This is a genomic window from Rhodanobacteraceae bacterium (assembly GCA_024234055.1).
Classification (GTDB): Bacteria; Pseudomonadota; Gammaproteobacteria; order Xanthomonadales; family SZUA-5; genus JADKFD01.
The window spans coordinates 88046-105965 of record JACKOW010000012.1 but is presented as its reverse complement, the minus strand read 5'-3'; the positions used below and the strand labels follow the sequence as shown (position 1 = coordinate 105965).

General features: G+C 64.8%; 17 protein-coding genes. 13 read left to right on the top strand and 4 right to left on the bottom strand.

The window, feature by feature from the left end; genetic code table 11:
* Positions 1-154: 154 nt before the first annotated feature.
* A complete protein-coding gene (locus tag H7A19_16885) occupies positions 155-1315 on the bottom strand; it encodes a hypothetical protein (protein MCP5476507.1) in 1161 nt (386 codons plus the stop codon).
* Between the two features lie 215 nt (positions 1316-1530).
* On the opposite strand from H7A19_16885, the gene H7A19_16880 reads away from it, so the two are divergent.
* Positions 1531-2781 carry an ATP-binding protein gene (locus H7A19_16880; GenBank protein ID MCP5476506.1) on the top strand — a complete coding sequence of 417 codons (1251 nt, stop codon included), beginning with the start codon at positions 1531-1533 and terminating at the stop codon, positions 2779-2781.
* Positions 2778-3326, top strand: coding sequence for a response regulator (locus H7A19_16875; protein MCP5476505.1), 549 nt, complete (start codon positions 2778-2780; stop codon positions 3324-3326). The genes H7A19_16880 and H7A19_16875 overlap by 4 nt, the downstream gene beginning before the upstream one ends.
* 57 nt (positions 3327-3383) lie before the next feature.
* Here H7A19_16875 and H7A19_16870 read toward each other — a convergent pair whose 3' ends face one another.
* The gene (locus H7A19_16870) at positions 3384-5627 is read right to left on the bottom strand and encodes a TonB-dependent receptor (protein MCP5476504.1); all 2244 of its coding nucleotides are present in this window, start codon (positions 5625-5627) and stop codon (positions 3384-3386) included.
* 160 nt (positions 5628-5787) lie between these two features.
* Entirely contained in the window at positions 5788-7080 is a 1293-nt protein-coding gene (locus H7A19_16865; protein MCP5476503.1) for an NCS2 family permease, read from the bottom strand.
* 189 nt (positions 7081-7269) lie between these two features.
* On the opposite strand from H7A19_16865, the gene H7A19_16860 reads away from it, so the two are divergent.
* The 10 genes from H7A19_16860 (at position 7270) to ureG (ending at position 15781) form a co-directional block, all read left to right on the top strand.
* A complete protein-coding gene (locus H7A19_16860) occupies positions 7270-8973 on the top strand; it encodes a hypothetical protein (GenBank protein ID MCP5476502.1) in 1704 nt (567 codons plus the stop codon).
* A complete protein-coding gene (locus H7A19_16855) occupies positions 8960-9805 on the top strand; it encodes an ankyrin repeat domain-containing protein (protein MCP5476501.1) in 846 nt (281 codons plus the stop codon). Before H7A19_16860 ends, H7A19_16855 begins: the two co-directional genes overlap by 14 nt.
* Before the next feature lie 167 nt (positions 9806-9972).
* The gene (locus H7A19_16850) at positions 9973-10833 is read left to right on the top strand and encodes an urease accessory protein UreD (GenBank protein MCP5476500.1); all 861 of its coding nucleotides are present in this window, start codon (positions 9973-9975) and stop codon (positions 10831-10833) included.
* Between the two features lie 16 nt (positions 10834-10849).
* On the top strand, positions 10850-11152 hold the full coding sequence (locus H7A19_16845; GenBank protein MCP5476499.1) for an urease subunit gamma: 303 nt from the start codon (positions 10850-10852) through the stop codon (positions 11150-11152).
* Entirely contained in the window at positions 11149-11343 is a 195-nt protein-coding gene (locus H7A19_16840; GenBank protein MCP5476498.1) for a hypothetical protein, read from the top strand. Before H7A19_16845 ends, H7A19_16840 begins: the two co-directional genes overlap by 4 nt.
* The gene (locus H7A19_16835) at positions 11343-11771 is read left to right on the top strand and encodes an urease subunit beta (protein ID MCP5476497.1); all 429 of its coding nucleotides are present in this window, start codon (positions 11343-11345) and stop codon (positions 11769-11771) included. Before H7A19_16840 ends, H7A19_16835 begins: the two co-directional genes overlap by 1 nt.
* Positions 11768-13468 (top strand): urease subunit alpha, encoded by a 1701-nt coding sequence (gene ureC / locus H7A19_16830; GenBank protein MCP5476496.1) that lies wholly within the window; start codon positions 11768-11770, stop codon positions 13466-13468. The genes H7A19_16835 and ureC overlap by 4 nt, the downstream gene beginning before the upstream one ends.
* 399 nt (positions 13469-13867) lie before the next feature.
* Complete coding sequence (gene ureE, locus H7A19_16825) at positions 13868-14431, top strand: urease accessory protein UreE (protein ID MCP5476495.1); 564 nt, start codon at positions 13868-13870, stop codon at positions 14429-14431.
* Complete coding sequence (locus H7A19_16820) at positions 14418-15110, top strand: urease accessory protein UreF (GenBank protein ID MCP5476494.1); 693 nt, start codon at positions 14418-14420, stop codon at positions 15108-15110. Before ureE ends, H7A19_16820 begins: the two co-directional genes overlap by 14 nt.
* Before the next feature lie 8 nt (positions 15111-15118).
* On the top strand, positions 15119-15781 hold the full coding sequence (ureG, locus tag H7A19_16815) for an urease accessory protein UreG (protein MCP5476493.1): 663 nt from the start codon (positions 15119-15121) through the stop codon (positions 15779-15781).
* 135 nt (positions 15782-15916) lie between these two features.
* Here the strand turns inward: ureG and H7A19_16810 are convergent, their stop codons facing one another.
* Positions 15917-16753 (bottom strand): hypothetical protein, encoded by an 837-nt coding sequence (locus tag H7A19_16810; protein MCP5476492.1) that lies wholly within the window; start codon positions 16751-16753, stop codon positions 15917-15919.
* A 343-nt stretch (positions 16754-17096) separates the two neighbouring features.
* Between H7A19_16810 and H7A19_16805 the strand changes: the two genes are divergently transcribed.
* Positions 17097-17798, top strand: a complete 702-nt coding sequence (locus H7A19_16805) for a class I SAM-dependent methyltransferase (protein MCP5476491.1) — start codon at positions 17097-17099, stop codon at positions 17796-17798.
* Positions 17799-17920: the final 122 nt, after the last annotated feature.

Sequence of the window (17920 nt, the reverse complement as noted above, 5' to 3'; positions counted from 1 at the left end):
GGTTGCAAGCGACGGTGAAACAGTCCGCGGCTCGCAGTTCGGGCAAATAGTGTCCACGAATCCGTGATCCAAGTTATTGATACGTCGCCGGGATGCAGATTGAGGCGCCGCTGCGCGTATTTGACTGCCGATTCGGCACCGGGCCAGCACCTGCTCAGCGTCGAGACATGGCCACAGCTATGGCGTCGATCTCGGCGCTGCGCAGATGCGGATTGGCCAGCGCCGCGATGGTGGACTTGAATTGGGCTTGCAGTTGGCGCAGTTCGCGCAGCTGGCGCTCAAACAGGCGTTCGGCGTCCTTGGGCTGAAGAATCTGCTCGTACCGGTGCGCCCCGAGCTGATCCTCCAACTGTTGGGCCTGCGCGCTCAACTCGTCCTGCAGCGTGCGCAACTGCTCGCGCAGCACCTGATTGTAGTGCTGCAGGCGCTCGGTCGGCAGCGCTGCCAGCGTGCTGGCATTGATCTGCTCGACTTCCATCTGCAGCGTCAATAGCGTCAGCAGGTCGTTGTCCTGGTAGGCCTTGTTGATCTGCTGCATCAAGCCGGTCTTGCGCGCTCGCTCGTCGAGATCGCTCTCCCGATCCGGGTGCAGGCTGCTCACCAGCTTGCGATAGATCTCACGCAGCGAGACGCTGGCCGCCTGGGCGGCCTGTTCACGCTTGAGTTCGGCTGGCGAAGGGCGACGCTTTTTCTTGCGCTCGTCCGCGCGTGCCTCGCGCTCGCGTTGCTCGGCCTCGAAGCGATCGTCCATGCGCGCTTGCACATGGCGCAGCAACTCTTCGACGGATTCAGCCGAATGATCGGCGACCACGTCATCGCCATACAGGTCGCTGGCCATCTGCTCGGCGAACTGCAGTTCCAGCTCCTGATCCGCCTGCCGGCGCTCGCTCAAGCCGATACCGCTGTAGTGCCGATAGAGATCGTCCAGGGCTTCATCCTCACCCTCGCCAACGCTGTCCTCAATGCGTGCCAGCAGAAACTCGATCAGCGCATCGCGCCGGCGCCGAGTGAGCTTGATGCCCGCTGGCGGATGCGTCAGCAAGCCATCCAGTTGCTCGATCAATTGCCGCTGCAACGCGGCCAGTGCCTCGGTGCCCGGCACCATCTCGGCCAGCACCCGCTCCCGAACGCGCTGCTGCATCAAGCGCCATTGCTCCAGCATCAGACGCGCCCGCGCCAGCTGCTGCGTGAGCCGGTTGAAACTGCGCTGCGCCGGGTTCAGCGCTGCGGATCCTTGTTCTATCCGCAGCAAATCCGAAGCAGGTGGTTGCTGCGGCGGGTCATCAAACAAGCTGGCTTGGGGCGAAGGCTTCATGCGACGGGCAGTTCTGGGAAGTGCGGAACCATAGCGCCGATGGACCCATGTTTGCGCTCAATCATCCCATCCTCGCGCAGGTCCCTGCGACGATTGGCCGCAGCACCCTGCCTGCAGCGCCCCCACTGCGATATGGTTGAATCGGGTCGCAGGCCAGCTGCCCCTAGCCGGCAGTTGCGCGCCTGCGTGTGTCCATTCTTGCGATTGATCTCCCATTGGCAAACGCCGACCGCTCCAAGCGTATCGATCCCGCCTTCCTGCGTACGCTGATGCAACTGCGCTGGTTTGCCGCGCTGGGCCAGGCGCTGGCAATCTGGGTGGCGTTGCATTGGCTGGCGCTGCCGCTGCCAGCATGGCCGCTGTGGCTAGGCGTGGTGGCGCTGGTGTGCTTCAACGGCTATCTGACGCTACGCCGCCGGACGTTGCCGGGCACACCAGCGCTCGCCGTGCTGCACCTTGCCGTGGACATCTCCGAACTGAGCTGGGCCATCGGCTGGAGCGGCGGCGTGATGAATCCCTTCGTGTCCCTGTTTCTGGTGCCGATCGCCCTGTCCACGCTGGCATTGCCGGTGCGGCATATCGTGTGGGTGGCGGTCATGGCGACGGCAGGCTATGCCGCGGCGGCAATCCTTGGACCGCCGCTGCCGCATATCCACGGCATTTCCGGCACCTTCGACCTGCATCTGGCCGGCATGGCGGTCAATTTCGCGCTGTCGGCGGTGGTGTTCGTGGCGGTGCTGACGCAACTGGCCGCCTTGCGCGATGCCCGCGAGCGCGAGATCGCACGCTTGCGCGAACAATCAGCACGAGACGAGGGCATTCTCGGTCTGGCCACCCATGCCGCCGCCATGGCGCACACCTTGAACACGCCGCTGGGCACGCTGACGCTGCTGCTTGACGACCTGAGCGAGGACCACGCCGGCAACCCGACGCTGCATGAGGATCTGAATCGAGCGCGCGTGCTGGTCGCCCACTGCCGCGATCAGGTGCGCAAACTGGTACACGACGCCCATCCCGATGAACACGCGCGGCTGCCGCTCAATCAATATATAGACAGCGTGATCTCACGCTGGGAGTTGCTGCGTCCATCGATGCAGTTGTTGCGCGATGTGGAGCTACCGGAGACCGAGGTACGCGCAGACCCGGCACTGGAGCATCTGTTGCAGGCCTTGCTCGACAATGCCGCCGATGCCAGTGCCAGCCGCAGTCAAAGCTCGATTGAACTGACGTTGCAGGTGGCAGACGACGATCTGATTGGTGTCATCCGCGACCGCGGCGGGGATGCGCTGGCGCGCGAGCCGCTGACGCACCGACTGTTCGGTACCAGCAAGCCTGAAGGTCTGGGAGTAGGACTGGCGCTGTCGCACGCAACTGTTGAGCGGCTCGGCGGCGAGTTGAGCTTGCAATCGGCTGCCGACGGCGCCATGACCCGTTTGCGTGTGCCACTGAGCAGCTTGTGCGAATGAACAGCGAGACCCTGCACATCCTCATCGTCGACGACGATCCGGTCTATGCCACGCAGTTGCAGCGCTCACTGCAGCGCCGTGGCCACAGCAGCTGCATCGCCCACGACATCGAGCATGCGTTGAGTGTCGCGGACGCCCGCGTCCCCGATGCGGCACTGGTCGATCTCAAGCTGGCCGACGAATCCGGGCTGCGCCTGATCGAACCGCTGCGGGCGCTGTCCGAGGAGATGGTCATCGTGTTGCTGACCGGCTACGCCAGCGTTGCCACCGCTGTTGAGGCCATCAAGCGTGGCGCCGACGACTACTTGCCCAAGCCCGCCAGCATTCAAGCCATTCTGCGCGCCATCAGCGGCGAACCGGCAACAGAGGTAGTCGATGAAGTACCGGCCTCGATGACCCGAATGCAGCGTCTGGAATGGGAGCACATCCAGCAGGCACTGACCTCGACCGGCGGCAATATCTCGGCCAGCGCCCGCTTGCTCGGCATGCATCGGCGCACTTTGCAGCGCAAGCTGGGCAAGCGTCCGGCACCGGAACGCGGGTGAGCGGTCAATTGGCAAGCGCCAGATCGGGTACCCGGCTGAACTCCCGCAGATTGTTGCTCACCAATTCACCCGCACCCCGACGTAGGCGGTGCGGCCCGCGCCCGGCACGGCAATACCCCAGGGGATGCCGTTCAAGCTCATGGTCATGCCCTGCCCCACATAGGCACCGCCCAGCGGCAGGTCGTAATTGCGATCGAGCAGATTGTCGATGCCAGCATCGATGCGCACCTGCGTCCAGGCATAGCCGCCACGCAAATGCAACAGACCATAACCTGTCGTGGGAATCTCGTTGCGCACGCCCGACACCCGGGTCTTGGCACTGACCAGTTCCCATTCCAATGCGCTGGTCCATCGGCCACGGGATTGCGCCAGGGTCAGCCGGGCACTGGCCGGCATCTGCTGGTAGAGATCTTCGCCGGTATCGCGGTTCTCGCCACGCTGCCATTGCAGACGCGCACTCAGATCCAGGATGCCCAGGCCTGCCGTCTCGGTCAGGCGCGCTTGCGCCGTCAGGTTCAAACCCCACAATCGTGCCGATTGATTGGCCCAGCGCAGCACGTTGAACTGATCCACGCGGAACACTCCGACCGGCACCGCGTCGATGTAGTCGTTGACCCGGGTGTAAAAGGGTGTCAGCTCCAGGTGCCGCGCTGCGTCGGCAGACTGCCAGCGCCAGGTGGCGGAGGCGGTGTAAGCGGTCTCCGGTCGCAAAGCCGGATCGCCAACATAACCATTACCATCACCCACCGTGTTGTTCATTGAGGCAGCCATGGCCCAGGTCGACCAGGCATAGCGCTCATAGAGATTGGGCGAACGCTCCCGGCGGGCCAGGCCAAACTCCAGCACCTGGGTCTCGGTCAGGTCATAGCGTGCCGAGGCCGCCAGATTCCAGTGGTGGTCTGTGCGCTTGCGATCCAGTGCGTTGAAGGCCGCGGCCTCGGCAGCCTGGTTGCCCATGGCCATCGGCGCGGCACTGTAGCCCTGCACTTCGCCGGCATCGGTACTCAGGCCCTCGTAGCGCAGGCCCAGCATCGTGGTCCAGCGGGCAGCCGGGTGCGCTTCCCACTCGGCAAACAGCGCGTGGCGATCGCGCTCGCCATCGCGGATGTTGGTGAAGATGCCCGGGCCCATCGCGCCGCCAGACGCTGGCCAGTAATCATCCAGGCGATAGCGCTGCCACTCGACACCGAGACGCGCCAGATCCTCGCCCTGCAGCGGCAGATCCAGATGCAGCGTGGCGCCGGTGGTGCTGCTGTCGGTGTTCATCGGCATGCCGGCGGCGCAACTGCCCGCTGGGTCACCCATGAAGCGAATCGGCGAGCACGGACTGCCGCTGCCGGCATTGGACCCGTACCAGAAGCGCCGGTCCGGCCCGAAGTTCATGCGGTGCTCGACCTCCTCGTGATAGGCACGTACCTCCAGCGTGCCCCGGTCCAGATCGCCGAGATAGCGCAGATTCATGCGCTGCTGCCGGTTGTCGACCATGTCCATGCGCTGGTTCGGATAGCCCTGGAAGGGTGTGTCCTGATAACCGAACTGGGCCTCGATCAACTGATCGCGCCCGCGCCAGGCCAGCGTCAGCGCATGGTTGTTGGTCTCATAGGCACTCGATCCCACCTCGTCCAGCGGCAGGGTGTGACCATCGCGGCCAGTCATCGTGCTGGTCTTGAAGTCGCCGCCGGCGCTGTAGTTGTCCGATTGTGCATGCGCTCCGCTGTAACTGGCGGCAAAGCGCTCGCCGGCATAGGCCAGATACAGATCGCTACGCCAGGCGGCGCCATTGTCGCGATAGCCCAAGCCCGCCTCGCCACGCCACTCGGGCTCGGCGCCGGCTTCGACAAAGCGCGGACCGCGCGTTTCCACCACGATGCTGCCGGCGATGCTGTCGCCACCAGCACTGACCGGGGTGATGCCGGCGTAGACCTGAATCCGACCGATCGCAGCCGGATCCAGGTAGGACAGCGGCGGGTTCATGTGATTCGGGCATGAGGCAACCAGGTCCATGCCGTCCACCGTGGTGCGCACGCGATCCCCGCCCAGACCCAAGATCACCGGCAGACTGCTGGTGCCGCCTGCGGATCTGAGGTTCAACCCCGGCACATCACGCAGCAAGCTGGCGCTGTCGGCGGTAGTGCTCCGCGCTGGCGCCATCCTTGCATCGTCGACCCTGCCTGCCGGGGTCGGAACCGGGTCAATCCGCTGACCTTCAACTTCCACCCGCTCCAGTTCTATCGGCGCCGCCAACAAAGTCCTGGTCGCGACCAGCAGGGCCGTCGCCAGCACAGACATCGAAACTCGCATCGCTCACTCCATCGATCAGCAGACAGGCGAATCTAGGTTTCGCCCCGGCCGTACTCTAGTGAGCTCGATCAACCATGGCCTGCGACCGAATGTCGCAGGGAACGCCCGGGACCCTCGCCAAACATCGGGAAGGGAGTAGCAGCACTCGGGCGCATGACGTTCACCCCAGCCATGCAAACTTGCCCACGAACACCGCGGCCAGCACCCACACCGTGATCGGCACTTCGCCGGCGCGACCGGCGATCAGCTTGATGGCGGCGTAGCTGATGAAGCCGAAGGCGATGCCGTGGGCGATGGAGAAGGTCAGGGGCATGCTGATGGCGCAGATGAAGGCCGGCGCCGATTCGGACAGATCTTCCCAGTCGATCTCCGCCAGCGCCCGCGTCATCAGCACGGCCACGTAGATCAGGGCGGGTGCGGTGGCGAAGGCCGGGACCGTGCCGGCCAGCGGCGCCAGGAACAGGGCCGCGAGGAACAACAGGCCGACCACCACGGCGGTCAGGCCGGTGCGGCCACCGACCGCGGTGCCGGCGGCGCTCTCGATGTAGGCGGTGGTCGACGAGGTGCCCAGCAAAGAGCCGGCCGCAATGGCCGTGGAATCGGCCAGCAGGGCTTTCTTCAATCTCGGCAGTCGGCCCTCGGCATCCAGCAGCCCGGCACGGTGGCTGACACCGATCAGCGTGCCGGTGGCATCGAAGAGCTCGACCAGGAAGAAGGTCAGGACCACCGCGATCAGTCCGGCGTGGAGCGCACCGGCGATATCGAGTTGCAGAAAGACTGGTGCAATTGACGGCGGCGCCGCGAACACGCCGTTGAACGGGGTGATGCCCAGAGCGACCGCGGCCACGGTGACGGCGAGGATGCCGATGACGATTCCGCCGGTGAGCTTGCGCGCTTCCAGACCGATGATCAGCAGCAGACCGGCGATGGCCAGCAGCGTACCGGGTGCGTGCAGATCACCGAGCGTGACCAGCGTGGCCGGGCTGCCGACGATGATGCCGGCGTTCTTCAGGCCGATGATCGCGAGGAACAGGCCGATGCCGGCCGAGATCGCCAGTTTCAGCGAGCGCGGGATGGCGTTGATGATCCACTCGCGCACCCGGAACAGACTGACGGCAATGATCAGACAACCCGAGAGGAACACGGCGCCCAGCGCAGTCTGCCAGCTGTAGCCCAACGTGCCCACCACGGTGAAGGCGAAGTACGCGTTCAGGCCCATGCCCGGCGCCATCGCGATCGGGTAGTTGGCGTACAGCCCCATCAGCATCGAGCCGAAGGCGGCCGCCAGGCAGGTGGCCACGAATACGGCCTCTTTCGGCATTCCCGCGGCGGCCAGAATCTCCGGGTTGACGAACACGATGTAGGCCATCGCCAGAAAGGTCGTCAGGCCCGCCAGGCACTCGGTCTTCAGCGAGCTGCCATGTGCTCGCAGCGCAAACCAGGACTGCAGCATCGCGGTCACTCCCAAGTCCAAACGCCGGATTATTGCCCGTTACAGGGCTGGTCCGAATGCGGGCTAGTTGATCGAGATCAACTACTTTATTCGTCCCTAATGTAGGGTGTTGTCATATTGCACCGTAGCAGGATGCCGCTGGCGCTTGACGGTCGCGGCCTCCTGCTCAGCATTGACAGGGGAAAACGCATGAACACGTTACGATCGATCTGCTCAGCCTGCACCATCGCACTGCTCAGCGTCAGCGCCGCCCAGGCCACGGACTACACCTCACCCACCCACGTATTCCAGCTGGGCGACATCCTGGGGGCCTTCGACGGCAGCACGGTGGGCACCGATCCCACCATCTTGTGCACCCCCGCCGGCACGGCAACTTTTCCCGGCACATCGCCCTGCCCGCCTGACATTCCTCCGCCGCAGGGCGGTCAAACCCCGGGAACGGGGCTGTATGCCCTCGACAGCGCATTCGGCTTCTATGTCAGCGATTTTGTCGGCGCCGCGCCCAAGGTACGCGACAACGACTACGTGGAAGGTTGGGTCGGACCCTATGTGGATCCCGTCACCATGGATCCGGGTCTGCTGATTGCCGACGCCGCCACCGACACCTTCCGGGTGGCACCGCCGCTGGGCACCTGGTGTGCCGGCATTGGCGGTGAAGCGGTCAAGTGCGATACCGAGCACTACTCGGTGATGGAGCACATCCTGACCTGTCATGAGGTGATTCCGTACAACCCGCTGATCCTGAGCACCGGATTGCAGCCGCCGCTGATCGATCCGGCCACTGGCAATCCCATTCCAGACCCCAACAATCCGGGCCAGCCCCTGCGCTGTCGCAAACTCGACAACAATCTGCGACTGATCCAGAACGGCGAGCTGACCAATATCCCGATCACCATGGGCCTGGATGGCACGCCGGCCGAACTGACCGCCAACGAGAGCACGGTACTCGATAACATCGCGGCCAGCAGCAGCTACGGCATCACCGAAAAGGACGATGGCAAGGCACTGTATCGCTGGGGCAATCTGGTGAAACGCCCGAACGACATCCGCATCTATGCGCGCATCCCGCTGCCGGCCGAGTGGAAAGTGCCGGGCGCCAGCTTTGCGGTGACCCGGGCCCGCCTGATCGTGGACCACTGGATCACCAACAACCCCAACGACCAGCTGCGACCCGAAGATCTGGAGAACGAGGGCGCCACCGGTCGCATTCCGAGTTCCAATGGCGTGCTGCCGCGGGCCATTGCGGTCGGTTCCTTCCTGTACTCGGCTCGCGACTGCTACGAGGGCGACGGCGACTTCCTGCCGGCCGGCAGCGTCATGCAGAACGGTGATTTCATGACTCCGACCGCCGATCCCATGCCCTTCTCCTCGGACCTGACCGGGGGCTTTACCAACGCCTGGTACACCACCATCGATCGCGACCCCTTCGAATGGTCCTATGCGCTGGGCGGCGCTCAGCTGCCAGTGGATGACGGCAGTCTGGGTGCCCTAGTCTCCGGCCCGCGCTGGCGGCTGCGATCCAACAAGTTTGGCCAGGACATTCCCGGGCTGGAGATTCCGCTGATCCCGTGCAGTCCGCCGCCCTTCCAGCAGGACAACATCAAGTACGAAATCGGCGCCCGTACCACAACCGTGATCAATCTGCTCGACTGGAGCGTGCCCGGCGGCAGCCCGCTGACCGATTCCCGGGCCTGGGTGGATTACAACTTCAACCCCTTCATCGCCGTGAATCCGAACACCAACGTGTCTTCAAACGGCACGCCGATGACCGACGATCTGGATCTGGTGGTGTACGTCAAGGGCGATCGCAAGCCGACCGTGCTGTATTCGGCACGTCTGGAACTGAGCTACAGCGGCGTGCCCGATCCGGTGTTCGGCGATGGCTTTGAGTGAGCCGGGTGCCCTGGCCTGCCGGGCGCTGGTGCTGCTGGCGCTCTGCTCGCTTCTCTGTGCCTGCCAGTTGCCAGCATCACGAGGCGACATCACGGCTCAACCCCGAGTCGACATCGGTGTCGCGATCGGCGAGGCCGTGCGAACAGGCAATTGCGCGGCATTGCCGCAGCTGCTGCCCACCACAGTCCCGGCGCAGCAGCGGGATGAATTGACCATTCCGCTGCTGCGGTCGGCGTATCAGGGATTGACCGCCTGCGTTCGTCATCTGGTCGAGGCCGGAGCCGATGTAGATGCGCCGCTCGCGGATGGCAGCACCGCCCTTGCGCTGGCGGCACGACAAGGCCACATCGACGTGCTGGCCTATCTGCTGGACCAGGGCGCGCAGGTCAATCTCGCCAATCGGGCCGGCGTCGCGGCTCTGGCCTTGGCAGCCGACCAGGAAGACGGTTCCGCGCTGGCGCTGCTGCTGCGGTCTGGTGCCAACATCGACGCGGCATCGGTGCGCGGCTGGACCGCACTTCACCACGCCGTAGCCAGCTGCCGAATCGACCCTGTGTCACAACTGCTGGCGGCGGGTGCCCGAGTCGATGCGAGGGACCGCAACGGCAACACTCCGCTGCTGCTGGCCGCTGCGGCCTGTGCTCCCGCTGTGGCACCGCTACTCGACCGCGGCGCCGAGATCGATGCCGTCGAAACACAGGGCATGACGGCCTTGATGGTGGCCGCCCAGAACAGGCAGACGCAGACCATGGCCCTGCTGTTGGCGCGAGGCGCGGATTCCAGCCGTCGCGATCGCAGCGGGCGCGACTTCAGCAGTTGGGCTGCGCGATAGCGGATCGGGCCGGAACTCAGGGCGAACTCTGCGGCCCCGTGAAGACCGGCAGCACCCAGATTCACCAGTGTGTGATCGATGGCACCGTGAGTTTCCAGGCAAGGCCCTGCCCAGAGTAGGCGCTGTCCCGATGGCAAGGCTTGGCCCGCTTGTTGCCTCATCGGGCCATGGACCTCGCACTCTCAGCTCCACCCTGGCTGGCTTCGCTGCAATTGCGGCTGGCGTCCGATCACGGTAATTGCACCCGGATGGTGCAGAACCGTCATCTGGGCCCGCTGCGGGTGCAGCGCTTGCTGTATCCGGAAGGTCCGCAGATCGCCCATGCCCTGCTGCTGCATCCACCCGGCGGCATTGCTGGCGGCGATGTGCTGGAGATGGACATCGCCCTGGACGCAGGCGCCCACGCCCTGATCACCACCCCGGGCGCGGCCAAGTGGTACCACGGCCGCCGCGGGGGCGCGCGCCAGTCGGTGCAGTTGGCGGTCGCCGAGAATGCCTGTCTGGAATGGCTGCCGCAGGAAGCCATCCTGTTCGACGCCGCCCAGGCGGAGCAGCAGCTCCACATCCAGCTGGCCGGCAGCGCCCGCATGATCGGCTGGGACATCACCCAGTTCGGGCGTGTTGCTGCCGGGGAGCACTGGACTGAAGGCCGCTGGCGCCAGCATCTGAGTCTGTGGCGCCAGGGCCGCGAGCGCTGCTGCGAGCGCGCCGATCTGGGCGCCGACGACCCGCTGATGCGCTCGCCGCTGGGTCTGGCCGGACATCCAGTGACGGCCACGTTGTGGGCCGCCGCCCCGGACTTGAAGGAGCACGCTGAAGCCTTGATCGAGGCCTTGCGCGCGCGGGCTGCTTCGCATGGCCTGGCGGCAGGCATCAGCTGGCTGCCGGCACCGATCGAACTGCTGATGGTGCGAGCCCTAGGCGCCTCGGCCGAGTTGGTACGTGCCTTGCTAGAAGACCTCTGGCGGCTGCTGCGGCCGACCGTGATCGGTCGCGTCGCCCAGCGGCCACGCATCTGGGATACCTGAGGTCACCACCGCTTCAATGGAACTGTCGCCACGCGAGAAAGACAAGCTGCTGCTGTTCACCGCCGCCCTGCTGGCTGAACGGCGGCGGGCCCGCGGACTCAGGCTCAACTACCCCGAAGCCGTGGCATTCATCAGCGCCGCGATCATGGAAGGTGCTCGCGACGGCCGCAGTGTGGCCGAACTGATGCACTACGGCACCACCCTGCTCGGCCGCGAGGACGTCATGGACGGCGTGGCCGAGATGATCCCTGACATCCAGGTCGAGGCCACCTTTCCCGACGGCAGCAAGCTCGTCACCGTTCATGGACCGATCGCATGAAGACCCTGTATTGCACCCTGCTGCTGGCCCTGCCCGGCCCGGCGTCTGCCCATCCCGGACATGGTCCCGGTGAGCTGGAACATTGGCTGATCGGATTGCTGTTCATCGGCCTGACGCTGGCGCTGATCGGCGCCCTACGCCGCAATCGTGCGCCGCGATCCGAGGCGCCGCCCAAGCAGCGCCGGCCATGATCCGTCCCGGCGAAATGTTGATCGAGGCCGGTGAGATCGAACTCAACGCCGGCCGAGAGACCCTGCGACTCACCGTCGCCAACCGCGGTGATCGTCCGGTGCAGGTGGGTTCGCACTACCACTTCTTCGAGACCAACGACGCGCTCGAATTCGAGCGGGCGATCACCCGTGGCTTCAGGCTCAACATCGCCTCGGGCACGGCCGTGCGCTTCGAGCCGGGACAGACGCGCAGCGTCGAGTTGGTGGCGCTGGCTGGCGATCGCCTGGTCTACGGTTTTGCCGGGCGGGTGATGGGCGGCTTGGATCTACCGGGCTCCGGGACAGCCGAGTTTGCTCGGCTGAAGGCGCCGAAGCAGCTTGAGCGTGGAAGCCGAGCAGGGGCAGCGGAGCAAGCTCCGCTCTACAACAGCGACGGCGACGGCCCATGAAAATTACCCGCCAGGCCTATGCCGAGATGTATGGCCCGACCACCGGCGACCGCGTGCGTCTGGCCGATACCGATCTGATCATCGAGGTCGAGCGTGACCACACGATCTATGGCGAGGAGGTCAAGTTCGGCGGTGGCAAGGTCATCCGCGATGGCATGGGCCAGAGTCAACGGCTGAGTGCCGACTGCGCCGACACGGTGATCACCAACGCCCTGATTGTCGATCACTGGGGCATCGTCAAGGCCGACGTAGGCCTCAAGGCCGGGCGCATCAGCGGCATCGGCAAGGCCGGCAATCCAGATATCCAGCCCGGCATCAGCATTGTGATCGGCCCCGGCACCGAGATCATCGCCGGCGAAGGTCTGATCCTCACCGCCGGCGGCATCGATGCCCATATCCATTTCATCTGCCCGCAGCAGATCGAAGAAGCCTTGATGTCGGGCATCACCACCATGCTCGGCGGCGGCACCGGGCCGGCCACGGGCACCAACGCCACCACCTGCACACCCGGCCCCTGGCATCTGCGGCGCATGCTCGAAGCGGCCGAAGCGTTCCCGATGAACCTGGGTTTCCTGGGCAAGGGCAACGCCAGCCTGCCGGGCGCGCTGAGCGAACAGATCGAGGCCGGCGCCATCGGCCTGAAGCTGCACGAGGACTGGGGCACCACGCCCGCAGCCATCGATTGTGCCTTGACGGTCGCCGACGCCACCGACACCCAGGTCGCCATTCACACTGATACCCTGAATGAATCCGGTTTCGTCGAGACCACGCTGGCGGCGCTCAAGGGTCGCACCATCCACACCTATCACACCGAAGGTGCCGGTGGCGGTCATGCCCCGGACATCATCAAGGCGGCCTCGCGGCCCAATGTGCTGCCCTCCTCGACCAATCCGACGCGGCCATTCACGGTCAATACGCTGGACGAGCATCTGGACATGCTGATGGTCTGCCATCACCTCGATCCCGGCATTGCCGAGGACGTGGCTTTTGCCGAGAGCCGCATCCGCCGTGAGACCATCGCCGCCGAGGACATCCTGCACGATCTCGGTGCCTTCTCGATGATCTCCAGCGACAGCCAGGCCATGGGCCGCGTCGGCGAGGTGATCCTGCGCACCTGGCAGACCGCGCACAAGATGAAGCAGCAGCGCGGCAGCCTCGAGAACGATCCAGCACGCCACGACAATTTCCGGGTCAAGCGTTACCTGGCCAAGTACACGATCAACCCGGCCATCAGCCACGGCATCAGCCATGAAGTTGGCTCGGTGGAAGTAGGGAAATGGGCGGATCTGGTGCTGTGGCGGCCAGCCTTCTTCGGTGTCAAACCGAGTCTGATCCTGAAGGGCGGCAGCATCGCCGCGGCGCCGATGGGCGATCCCAATGCCTCGATCCCGACGCCGCAACCGGTGCACTACCGACCCATGTTCGGCGCCTTCGGGCGTAGCCTGACCCAGAGTTCGCTGACCTTTGTTTCGCAGGCCGCGCTGGCCACCGATATCGGCGGCCGCTACGGACTGCAGAAACCCCTGGTCGCCGTGCGCAACTGCCGCCAGATCGGCAAGGCGCAGATGATCCACAACGCCGCCATGCCCGATATCCAGGTCGACCCGCAGACCTATGTGGTGGTCGCCGACGGCGTGCCACTGTGGTGCGAACCCGCCGCCGTGCTGCCGATGGCGCAGCGCTATTTTTTGTTTTGAGGACCGGCGAGTGTGGCAGGAGCCAAAAGCATTGTCCGCAAAGGACGCCAAGAAGAGCGGAAGGAGAGCTGTTCAGTGGGTTGTCTCACAGGCCTCGGCGCTTTCCAAGAACCCATGCCGCAAAGCAATCGTCTGCCGAGATGGTTCCTTCTCCCCGCTTGCGGGGAGAAGGTGGGTCCGCAGGACCCGGATGAGGGGCGACGCCTACAGTGCGTGCCTGTTGTCTAGGTCGACCCTGGGCTTTCGCTTCCGGCGACCAGCAGAGCAGCCGATTGGCATTCGAAGGAACGCGAACTCCCGGGTTTGCATCGCAACATTGATGGATCGCTCGCGCGTGAGCATTTCTTCGCGTCCTTTGCGTCCTTCGCGGACAAAAATGCTCTTTGCAAGTGCTCAGATATGGCGCTGATCCGCTCCCTGATCCGCGCCGCAGACTGTCCCGCCGATGCGCTGGCGGCGAGCGCGTTGGAACTGACCGCTGAGCAACGTCGACGCTGTCGTCAGCGCCTCGAGTTGCCGGACGGTCTGGAACTGGCGATCGCCCTGCCCCCAGGCACTGAGCTGCATCCCGGCGATCAACTGCTGGCCGAGGACGGCCGGCGCTTCGAAGTCTGTGCGGCGCCGGAAACCGTGTTGCGCATCAGCAGCGCGGATCTGCTACTGCTGACCCGCGCCGCCTATCATCTCGGCAATCGTCATGTCGCCGTCGAGATTGGCGCGGGCTATCTGGCGATCGAACCGGATCCGGTGCTGCGCGAGATGCTGCAGTTGCTCGGCGTGGAAACCACGGAAACCGAAGCCCCTTTCCAGCCGGAATCCGGCGCCTACGGTGGTGGCCACAAGCACGGCCATGACGCCAGCTTCGCCGAGGATTATCAATTGGCGCAGTCACTGTTTGCCGAGCACGCGCATCCTCACCCACATCCGCACGGACCAGGTGAGCACCACCATGATCACGACTGAGTCGCTGGCCGGGATGTTGCAACTCAGTTCGGCAACGCTGCCGATCGGCGCCTTCAGTCATTCTCTGGGGCTGGAGGCGGCAGCCGAAGCCGGCCTCGTTCGTGATGTGCTCAGCGTCGAGCGCTGGATTGGCGATCAGCTGGAATGCCAGTGGGCGCGAGCCGAGGGTCCGCTGTGGCTTTCGCTGTACGCCGCCTGGAGCGAGCCGGATGAGCCGGCGCTGCAGCGCGGCAATGATCGATTGCTGGCGATGCGCGAGAGCCAGGAATTGCTGCTGGAATGCACACAGACCGGGCATTCTCTTCGGCAATGGCTGCTGACCTTGCCGGCCATACCGCAGTTGCAACCGGAGCAGCGCGCCGTGCTCGGCCGCATGCATCCTGTCAGCTACGGATGCGTGCATGCGCTGGCGGCTCGTGCGCTGGGTCTGTCGGCGTCCTCCGGTCTGTATGCCTGCGCCTGGAGCCTGCTGGAAAACCTGTGCAGTGCGGCGGTGAAACTGGTGCCGCTGGGCCAGACCCAGGGTCAAGCGCTGCTGCGCCGGCTGGCGTTGCGACTGCCGCAGGTTCTGGCCCGCGCCCACGCGACTTCTTCCGAGCAGATCAGCAACTTCGCACCGATGCTAGCGATTCTGTCGGCGCAGCACGAATCGCAATATTCCCGATTGTTTCGCTCCTGAGAATCACGATGCATACCCCGGACTGGAAAACTCGCCGCACCCGCTCCCTGCCGCCCTTGCGCATCGGCATCGGCGGGCCGGTGGGCTCGGGCAAGACCACGCTGCTGGAGATGCTGTGCAAGGCGCTGCGTGATCGCCATGAACTGATTGCCATCACCAACGATATCTACACCAAGGAAGACCAGCGCCTGCTGACCGTGGCCGGCGCGCTGCCAGCCGAGCGCATCCTGGGTGTGGAAACCGGCGGTTGCCCGCACACGGCGATCCGCGAAGATGCCTCGATCAATCTCGAAGCCATCGAGCGCATGCTGAACCAGTTCCCCGATGCCGACATCGTCTTCATCGAATCGGGCGGCGACAATCTGGCCGCCACCTTCTCACCGGAGCTGTCGGATCTGACGCTTTACGTGATCGATGTGGCCGGCGGCGAAAAAGTGCCGCGCAAGGGCGGCCCGGGCATCACCCGTTCGGATCTGCTGATCATCAACAAGACCGATCTGGCCCCGCATGTCGGCGCCTCACTCGAGATCATGCGCAGCGACACCACCCGCATGCGCGGCGGCAAGCCTTTCGTCATGACCGATCTGCGCACGCTGCAGGGACTGGATCAGGTCATCGCTTTCATCGAGCGCGAGGGTTTGCTCGTCGGCGCACAGAGCACGATCTCGTAGGTCATGTTGTCCGCGCAGCGGACTACGTGACAAGGAATTCGCTCAGTTGCGCCTGTGGCGCGTCACCGTGTCACGTAGTCCCTGCGGGACAACGTAACCTACAAGGGCGTGGTAACCGGACCTCGCCAGCTGCCGCTATTCAACCCTCTCGCCCACAGAAAACTTCGCGGGCGGCGAGGCGCTGGTGCGCTCCAACCGCCACATACCCTGATGTCCACGCTCATTCACCTCGGCGCCGAGTTCGATGCCCGGCTTCAGGCTGCTCTCCGGAAAATCCCGCGCCTTGCAGCTGTCGGTTTCAGGGCCGGTGCAGATCCAGGCGCTGCCGGCGACGCCCATGATCTCGATGGCATAGGGCTCGAAGCGGGACAATCGGTAGCCCAGAAACTCGTGGCTCTCGTCCCAGGGCGCGCCCTTCTGCAGGCGCGTGTGGAAATTGCCGGCCAGCACCAGCGCCCGGGCCTTGGGATGGTCGTCCAGCGCCGCGCTCAGCCTTTCGGCCATGGCCTGGTCACGGGCATCGCCATCGGCCACGGCGGCGCCGACCTGATCCAGCGCCAGTACCTCAAGCTTGGTCCTCAAGCGCAGCTGCCGCAGTCGCTCCAGCAGGTCCAGCATGGCCGCGCTGCTGCGTCCATCCTGATAGTCACGGGTCCAGAATTTCCCTGTCAGCAGGGCCGCACGATCATCACCGGTGCCGGCGCTGTCGAGAAAGGCATCAATATGCTTCTGCTCATCGCGCGGCAACTCCAGACCCACGACCAGTGGCTCTTCAGCCGCGAGTGCATCGGCCAGATCGGCCACCAGGGCCGGCACTTCGACCGTGCCGTGGATCTCGCCGACCAGCAGTACGCGATGTCCTGTGGCAGCGTCCAGCAGTTGCCGCATCGGCGCGGCGGGTTCGGCGGCCCACTGCTGCATCGGCCATACGACCGCCAGCAGCAGCCACCAGCGCGTGCGGATCGCGATCATCAGAAAGTCTCCCGGTGACGACTGAGCTTGCGTCAGACCACCAGACCGGTGCCGAAGTTCAATCCAGACTCCACCTAGCCAGATCGACGATTCGCCAAACTTCCCGATTTTCGCTGCGACATGAGGCGCGGCGGTCGCGACACGAGGTCGCTCCTACCGGCAGCCATGTGGTTCGTGGCCCGTGTGCAGTGTCGGGCCCTCAAAGGCCGCTCACGGTGCTTGTCCGACTATAGGCGCGGAGGCGCGAAATTCTTGCCCGGTGGGCTTTGATCAAGGTCAGGCGCGGCATCTTTGGCGGTGTGCATACTGGACTCTGGCAACAGCCCCGTGCACAGGAGCCATCATGACCGGCAAGTCCGCAGTCCCCGCAGCCCCACTGGCCGTTCCCGGTTATCTGGAACAGACCTACTGGTGGGCCTATGTGCACCCCAAGGCGGTCTACATCTTCGAGCGCCAGTGGCTGGTCAATCTGATTCTCTGGGGCAACTTCGCCCGTTTGCGCGATGCCGCGCTGAACACCCTGGGCGATTCGCTGCCCGGGCGTACGCTGCAGATTGCTTGCGTCTACGGCAATCTGACCGCCAAGCTCCGTGAGCGCATTGCGCCCAAGGGCCAGCTCGATGTCGTCGATATCCTGCCGGTGCAGCTCAACAATCTGGCCCGCAAATTGCCCACCGAGGCCCAGGTGGGGCTGATCCACGCCGATAGCGCCGATCTGCCGATGGCCAACGCCAGTTACGATCGGGCGCTGCTGTTCTTCCTGCTGCACGAGATGCCTGAAGACGTGCGCAAGGCGACCTTGGCCGAAGCCCTGCGGGTCATCAAGCCCGGCGGTCAACTGGTGATCGTCGACTACCATCGACCGAGCGCGGCCAATCCACTGTACTGGCCGATGCAGGGCATCCTGCGCACCCTCGAGCCCTACGCCATGGATCTGTGGCGCCAGCCGCTGGAGGCCTGGCTGCCGGCCGGCATCAAATCCTCCCAGATTCAACGCTCGACGCTTTTCGGCCAGCTTTATCAGCTGGTGACGATTACCGTATAGCCAGGCACGGGTTGGCCCTGCGCCTGGACCGTCCGCAGGGCTCACCCGCGCGTCCATCGGTCTGTGGTTGCCGACACAGCCTGAGCTGTGTGATTGTCGGCGCGCGATGTTTCGGCCTACGC